This window comes from Halalkalibacter lacteus, assembly GCF_036663595.1.
In the GTDB taxonomy this organism is placed as follows: domain Bacteria; phylum Bacillota; class Bacilli; order Bacillales; family Bacillaceae_D; genus Halalkalibacter; species Halalkalibacter lacteus.
The window spans coordinates 1-7,021 of record NZ_JAWRVL010000061.1; the positions used below are offsets into that span (position 1 = coordinate 1).

The following is a 7,021-nucleotide window of genomic DNA, read 5'->3' on the forward strand; positions in this document are numbered from 1 at the left end:
AGTAGCGCAAGCACGGTTCTGTGAGGGGGGAGAGTACAATCTACCGAAAGGTAGAGAGACTCTCTTCTACTCGACTACTTCAACAAGACATTGGGATTTTGTATCCTTACAATAGATATAAATAGAGTTAAAAGGGAGTAAGGTTTATGGATAGTAAATATATTGAACGTATTAAACAAGTTTACCCTAGCCTTTACATTGAGGATTATCAACCTAATGACATTGGACAAAATAACGATGTTTTAATTATAAATAAATCTCTAGTATTTAGATTTCCGAAATATAAAAAAGGGATAGTAAGATTGAAAGAAGAGACGGAAATATTGGAGTTCATTAAAAATATCGTATCAATTCCAATTCCTTATCCGATATATCAGTCTTTTGAAAAATTGGAGGTAGGAAAAGTTTTTACTGGATATAACTTAATTCAAGGTTCTCCTTTATGGAAAGAAAGTTTTGCGAAAATTGAGAATGAAGATTTGGTAAAAGGACTTGCCTCACAACTCGTATCTTTTCTTATAGAACTTCATTCTATTTCAAGAGACAAAGTTGATGGGTTTCTGCAACTAAAGGATAATTACCCTCGTGAAGAAATGTCCGAACTACTTCATAATATACAAAATAAGCTTTTTCCTTTTATTAGGAAGGAAGCTCAAAAGGAAATCTCTCATTCTTTTGAAACTATCCTAAACAGTGAAACTTACTCAAACTTAAAACCAACTCTTATCCACGGAGACTTTGGGGCATCTAATATTTTATGGGAACCAAATACCTATAAAATTTCGGGGATAATTGACTTTGGTGGCTGCGGTCTAGGAGACCCAGCATATGATTTTGCAGGAATATTATCTAGTTATGGTGAAGATTTTTTTAATATGTGTATTAACTTGTACCCCAATGGAAATGAAATTTTTGAGAGAGTGAAGTTTTATAAAAGTACATTCGCTTTACAGGAAGCATTACACGGGGTAGAAAATAACAATATTCAAGCCTTTGAAAATGGAATTAAAGTTTATAGATAAGAATTTCTTGTTGAACTAACAGGTGCTTTAGTGAAAGAAGAGATTGCATAAAACCCCACTTTTTTATGCATTTTCCACGCTTCTTTCGAAGCTACAAACATTGAAAAATCAACAATGTATAAAAAGGTGTATAAACGATAAAAATCGAACAAAAGCCAAACCCTTGATCCATAAGGGTTTGGCTTTTTTGCTAACTTCTGATAGTTGCGATTATAATAACTAGATTTGTATACAGTATTCATTCGATCCTTGGGATCTTCTTCGACTAACAGGGCAGTTAATAAAAAAAGAATATTTATTCTAAATACATACAAACTAATAATAAAAAGATATTGAGGTGGAAAATATATGAAGAAATTTCTCATATTATTAAGTGCATTATTTCTAACATTGTCTATAAATCCTTTATTTTCTATTGCCGAAGAACAACCTAGACTATCTTCAGAATGCTTAGAGAAAATGAAGTATCGAAATGAAAAACGTAATATGGTGATTATGGACGATATAATTTCGAGTTTCAATTTAGATATTGATGAGTCTGGTTATCATGAACTAACATATAGAGATTTAGATGCAGCTAACCTTGTTTATGGAGGAAAGGAAAATGATACATATTACAATTCATTAAGTAAGGTTTTTGAATCAGGTGGTTGGACCCAAGGTGACCCTAAACTTTATGTTAAACCGTTAACTGCATATTATCTTTATAAGGACAAAGACAATACAAACGTAATGGTATTACTTAAATTAAAGGATAAGAAATGGGAGATAGTTGAAAAGAAAAAGACAGAAGGTCAAGAAATCAAATACAACAGGTTAAATTGTGAAAAAGAATATCTTAAAAAGAGAAATGAATATGAAAATAAAAAATAACTCTTCTTATTCAGCGAAGGGATGCTTTAATTAAACAAGCAGCATAAAGGGATCTTCAATCGTAGATCCCTTTTAATATGCCTATAACACTCAATTATGTTAAACAGTGTTCCATTCTTAAAAGAAATTAAGCGTAAAATCGGGTTTTATGCTTAATCATATTGCAAACGAACGAGGCTAAATAAAGTTATTGTGAGGAAATGTATTAAACAGACTGGCTAATTTAGGAAAAGTCATTTTTAAAGTGCTTTCGCAGTTTTCAATATTCCACAATCGGGCGCTTTACCGGAACAATGGTAAGGTTCTTTTTGCTTCTTCAAGTAAAGGCAGTATAGTGGAAGAAACAATATTGATACTTTATGTTAAAGAAATAAGATATGCAGGAGGGAGAGAAATATATGAAAATAAATGTTGAGGGAGTTTCAGAAATTGTTTTAGAGGTTAAATCGATGGAAAGAGCAATTGATTTTTGGTCTAATCAATTAGGGTTTCCAATAGTTGAACAGTGGGGCTATAATGAAGGACAATTTGATGAAAGTGATGAAAATGTATGGGCAACATGGATATATATTGGTGGCACCACCAGATTGGGGTTATGGTTACCAAGAAGCTTTTCAGAAAAGGAATTATTAGAGAAAAAGAAACCAGTTTCTGAATGGAAAGGACTCTTTGATGAAGGTGGTTTGCACGTTCATTTTGCTTTACATATAAGACAAGATAATTTTGATAATGCAATTGCTGTTCTTCAAGATGTAGGAATTGATATAAAAATAATTGAAGAAGAAAACGATGGAATTAAAGAGAGAAGATTATATTTCAAGGATACAGAAGAAAATATCGTTGAATTTTACACACTTGATATGAAAAACGATTATCAAAACAGATTACAAAACGGAGAAATAAAGTAAGTAAGATTTTCACTAACGAGTGCTAGACTTCAATAAGTGCCAGCTAGCTTCAACAGCATTTGATCTTCAACAATCGGACGCTTTTCTTTAATAACCAATCTTCAAACACCGACAATCCGGTGCATTCATTAGGTGAATGTGTCTTTACTATTTTTAAATATATTTTTCAAAGGGATTTAGATGTACAAGTGGAATGTATAACCGTAAGGAATAAAGAAATAGGGGGAGTCCTTATGAAATTTGTATTGTTATTTGGACCCCAAGCAGTAGGCAAAATGACTGTTGGGCAAGAATTATCTAAGATTACAGAACTAAAGCTATTTCATAATCACATGACAATAGATTTACTAGAGACGTTTTTCGGCTTTAGTCCAGAGATGTGGAGATTATCGAACTTATTCAGAGAAGAAATATTTAAGTCTTTTTCAAAAAGTGATAATTATGGAATGATTTTTACTTATGTATGGGCATTTGATCAAAAAGAAGATTGGGATAGCGTTGAAAAGATGTGTAATATCTTTAATTCTCAAGGAGCAGAAATTTACCTCGTAGAGTTAGAAGCTGATCTAGAAGAAAGACTTAAAAGGAATAAAACACTAAATAGACTAGAAAATAAGCCAACTAAAAGAAACATTAAGCAATCAGAGCAAAATCTATTGAGTTCAATGGAAAGTTTCAGGTTAAATTCTGAGGATGGAGAAATCAAAAAGGAAAACTATTTCAAAATAAACAACACAAATTTATATGCTGAAGAAGTAGCTAAAATTATTAAAAATAAATTTAATTTATAATCTAAAATTGGTAAGAACAAATCGAATAACGACTAGCTGTATTATTATTATATTTCTTCAACAATCGGGCGCGTTTATCGAGCAACGCGTCTTTTCCTATAGGGTGCGTTAATGGAGTAACCAGTAACAAAAAAAGTCCCATTTCTCAATTTTAATGTTGAGGATGGGCTTTTTATATTGGAATTCCTTAGCGTTTAAATTGGGATTTCCTGACGATGCCCCATACTGAGCACACATCTTTTTTTGAGTATCAGTTTATCCAAGTTTGATAGATTTTTTGCACCAGAACCCCAGATGCTAAAGAAAATAAAGTGTTGTGTAGAATACCAGTCTAATATATAATTTTCCCTAAGGAAACTTTATTTACTTAATGCACATATGTGTCTTTAAGGAATATATTTAGAATTAGGTAAAATATTATAGGTTTTATAAATAATAATGATACTGATTAAAAATAGGAGGGTTGGTATGTTTGTTAAGATATTAAGAGAAAATGTTTATGTTTCTTATTTACTAACTGTATTACGTCTATATATTGGATGGAAATGGTTACATGCGGGGTGGGGAAAAATTACTGGAGGATTTGACGCAAGTGGCTTCTTAAAAGGGGCCGCAAAAAAGGCTGTAGGAGAAAACCCAGCCGTTCAACCTTGGTGGGCAGAGTTTCTAAATGGATTTGCAATACCTAACGTAGAAGTATTTAATGTATTAATTCCTTGGGGAGAGTTCCTTGTGGGACTTGGCCTTATTTTAGGTGTATTTACTTCTTTTGTTACGTTAATGGGATTAGTTATGAATTTTGCTTATATGTTCTCTGGAACTACAAGTACGAATCCCCAAATGGTTCTTATTGAGATATTTATCCTTGTTGCTGGCTTTAACGCAGCTAAAATTGGATTAGATTATTGGATCATTCCATTCTTAAGAAAACAAATTTTAAGAAAAGAGGAACAAGAAGTCTCCACACACAGTACTTAAAGGGATTCCGTCCACAAAACTCGAAAAATATACGCTAGTAAATTTTTCTATTCATATCCTAATGGACTAAATTTCATTGAAACTTGTATTGTTCGTAAAAGTACGCTTCAACACGAAAATCCTCAGATTCATATGAAATCTGAGGATTTTTGATTACTTCTAATGAGGTGTTTATTGGTATTGATCAAGTCTATTATTCTGTGTTGAAGTAAAAAATCATTGTAGATGCTCTCGTTTTAATCATCATCGGTCGATTAATGGCTATTTGACACTTACATCAGATTAGAACGGAAAATGCATTCCATATCAATATGACTCATAAAAGAATTATAAAATTAGATTTATGAATTTCCTATTGAGCGGGTTGCGTTTAATAAGCTAAAGACTGCAACCATATCTTGATCTTCTGCAATCGGGCATAACTAAAATATAGTCTCAATTTCTCTATTTTAACACTGAGGAATTGGGCTTTTTAATATTGGATTCCTTAACGTTGTAAATCCGCATTTTCCTGACGCACTCCTATAAGAAACAGCATACACGATCATATTTCATTTTAATAATTTATTCTATTTATAAAATCTATCAAATGACTTGTCTAGTAATGATGAAATATGTCATAATATAAATAGAAAATATAGAAAATATAGAAAATATAGAAAATATAGAAAATATAGAAAATACAGAAAAACAAAAAAGGTGGTGTATTAGATGGTTTCATAGGATTATAGTATAAAAATGTTGTCTGTACCCCAAATAGAAGCACATAGAAAAGGAGGAGTTTTTATGAACTACAATATTCGTGGTGAAAACTTAGAAATAACTCCAGCTTTACGAGCTTATGTTGAGAAAAAAGTTAGGAAACTAGAACGTTACTTTGATACGATTCCGGGTGCAGATGTCAATGTTAGAATGCAGGTGCTAAACAGCCAGCACATCATTGAGGTCACGATTCCGATGCCTCAGCTATTGCTACGTGGGGAAGAAGTTCAGACAGATATGTATGCAGCCATTGATCAGGTTGTTGAAAAATTAGAACGTCAAATTCGCAAACATAAAACTAAAATTAATCGCAAGTTTCGCCAAGAGGGAAGCTTAAAATATATGTTTAATAATGAGCTCGAACCACTCGAACAGGAAGAGTCATTATCAGATGAGCTTGAGGTAGTCCGAATAAAACAGTTTAACTTAAAACCGATGGATGTCGAAGAAGCGATTCTGCAAATGGACATGCTTGGTCATAACTTCTTTGTCTATTACGATGCCATAAATGGATCAAACAATGTTGTCTACAAACGTCGAGATGGAAAATACGGTTTGATTGAACCTGGAGCATAAGCTAGTCATAAAAAGGGGAATACAGCATATCTGTGTTCCCTTTTGTGGCTTAAAAAGCAAAAGTCGCAATGTTTGCTGAAGATTTGAAATAAAGTCACGATGTTTATAAAAAAGATGCGACGTTTAAAAAAGTAGCAACGTTTAGAGTAAAGTTTGATCATTTACAAAGCTATATGATCAAAAATCCTGTATTAATATGCAGGATTTTTTTTTATTCCACAATCGGGCCATATTCTTGAATAAGAGGAGGAATTATTAGAGAGTAAATCGAAGCTTTAAGTTATTCAATTAACGGGGAGTTAGTTGTACAAGGTCATAAGGTGCTATTAAATTGGGGTGTTATCAATGATATTAGTGAGTTCTTGTTTAGCAGGGTTAGAGGTAAGATATAACGGTACGCATAGTTTAGATCATAAGATCAGTAAACTAATAGAAAGGAATAAGGCAATACCTGTATGCCCGGAATTGCTTGGTGGATTTTCAACCCCAAGAGAACCTGCTGAAATAATAGGTGGTAACGGAGAAGATGTATTGAATGGGAAAGCTAAAGTAGTCGAGAAGTCAGGTAGAGACGTTACGGAACTATACATAAAAGGAACTTACACTACTTTAAAAAAAGCTAAAGATGTTAATGCAACAGTAGTTGTTCTTAAGGAGTATAGTCCATCCTGTGGAAGTTCAATGATTTATAATGGTGAATTTATGGGGGAGAAAATTGCTGGGAATGGAGTTACAGCTGCTTTATTAAAAAGAAACGGTTTACGAGTAATTTCAGAAGAACAGTTTGCCGATAATTTGGATAAGATAATATAATTTATCTTCAATTAAAGGGCGCTTTTCTGTAACAAGGAAAGTGCCTTATTTATGTAAAGGGCCAGGTTGTGGAGTAAAAGAAAGTATTACCATAATTTATTATTCTGGTTGTTTAATAAGAAATTTTCCTGTACACTTTTTTGTAGAGATGTAAATGGAAGGGGAATTCAACTCAACATGTGGACAACCTTGTAATGATTATCTAAATGAATAGAATATTAAACCTGTAACGGGTGAAATATGTCTATTTTTAAATCATTAACAAGGGTCGCTTGGTGTGTTAATACCTAAGAGCACT

Annotated in this window: 7 protein-coding genes; all 7 read left to right on the plus strand. The window is 32.5% G+C overall.

Features of this window, described 5'->3' with window-relative positions; translation table 11 throughout:
* The first annotated feature begins 146 nt into the window (after nt 1–146).
* Nucleotides 147–1,022: a phosphotransferase family protein gene (locus SAZ04_RS21230; RefSeq protein WP_332699370.1), complete on the plus strand. Its 876-nt coding sequence runs from the start codon at nt 147–149 to the stop codon at nt 1,020–1,022.
* 348 nt (nt 1,023–1,370) lie between these two features.
* Nucleotides 1,371–1,895 carry a hypothetical protein gene (locus SAZ04_RS21235; protein WP_332699372.1) on the plus strand — a complete coding sequence of 175 codons (525 nt, stop codon included), beginning with the start codon at nt 1,371–1,373 and terminating at the stop codon, nt 1,893–1,895.
* 398 nt (nt 1,896–2,293) lie between these two features.
* The gene (locus SAZ04_RS21240; protein WP_332699375.1) at nt 2,294–2,803 is read left to right on the plus strand and encodes a VOC family protein; all 510 of its coding nucleotides are present in this window, start codon (nt 2,294–2,296) and stop codon (nt 2,801–2,803) included.
* 233 nt (nt 2,804–3,036) lie between these two features.
* Nucleotides 3,037–3,594, plus strand: coding sequence for an AAA family ATPase (locus tag SAZ04_RS21245; protein ID WP_332699378.1), 558 nt, complete (start codon nt 3,037–3,039; stop codon nt 3,592–3,594).
* A gap of 468 nt (nt 3,595–4,062) precedes the next feature.
* Nucleotides 4,063–4,572, plus strand: a complete 510-nt coding sequence (locus tag SAZ04_RS21250; protein WP_332699381.1) for a DoxX family protein — start codon at nt 4,063–4,065, stop codon at nt 4,570–4,572.
* 786 nt (nt 4,573–5,358) lie between these two features.
* Nucleotides 5,359–5,910 (plus strand): ribosome hibernation-promoting factor, HPF/YfiA family, encoded by a 552-nt coding sequence (gene hpf / locus SAZ04_RS21255; protein WP_332699384.1) that lies wholly within the window; start codon nt 5,359–5,361, stop codon nt 5,908–5,910.
* Between the two features lie 345 nt (nt 5,911–6,255).
* A complete protein-coding gene (locus SAZ04_RS21260) occupies nt 6,256–6,723 on the plus strand; it encodes a 2-thiouracil desulfurase family protein (protein ID WP_332699387.1) in 468 nt (155 codons plus the stop codon).
* Nucleotides 6,724–7,021: the final 298 nt, after the last annotated feature.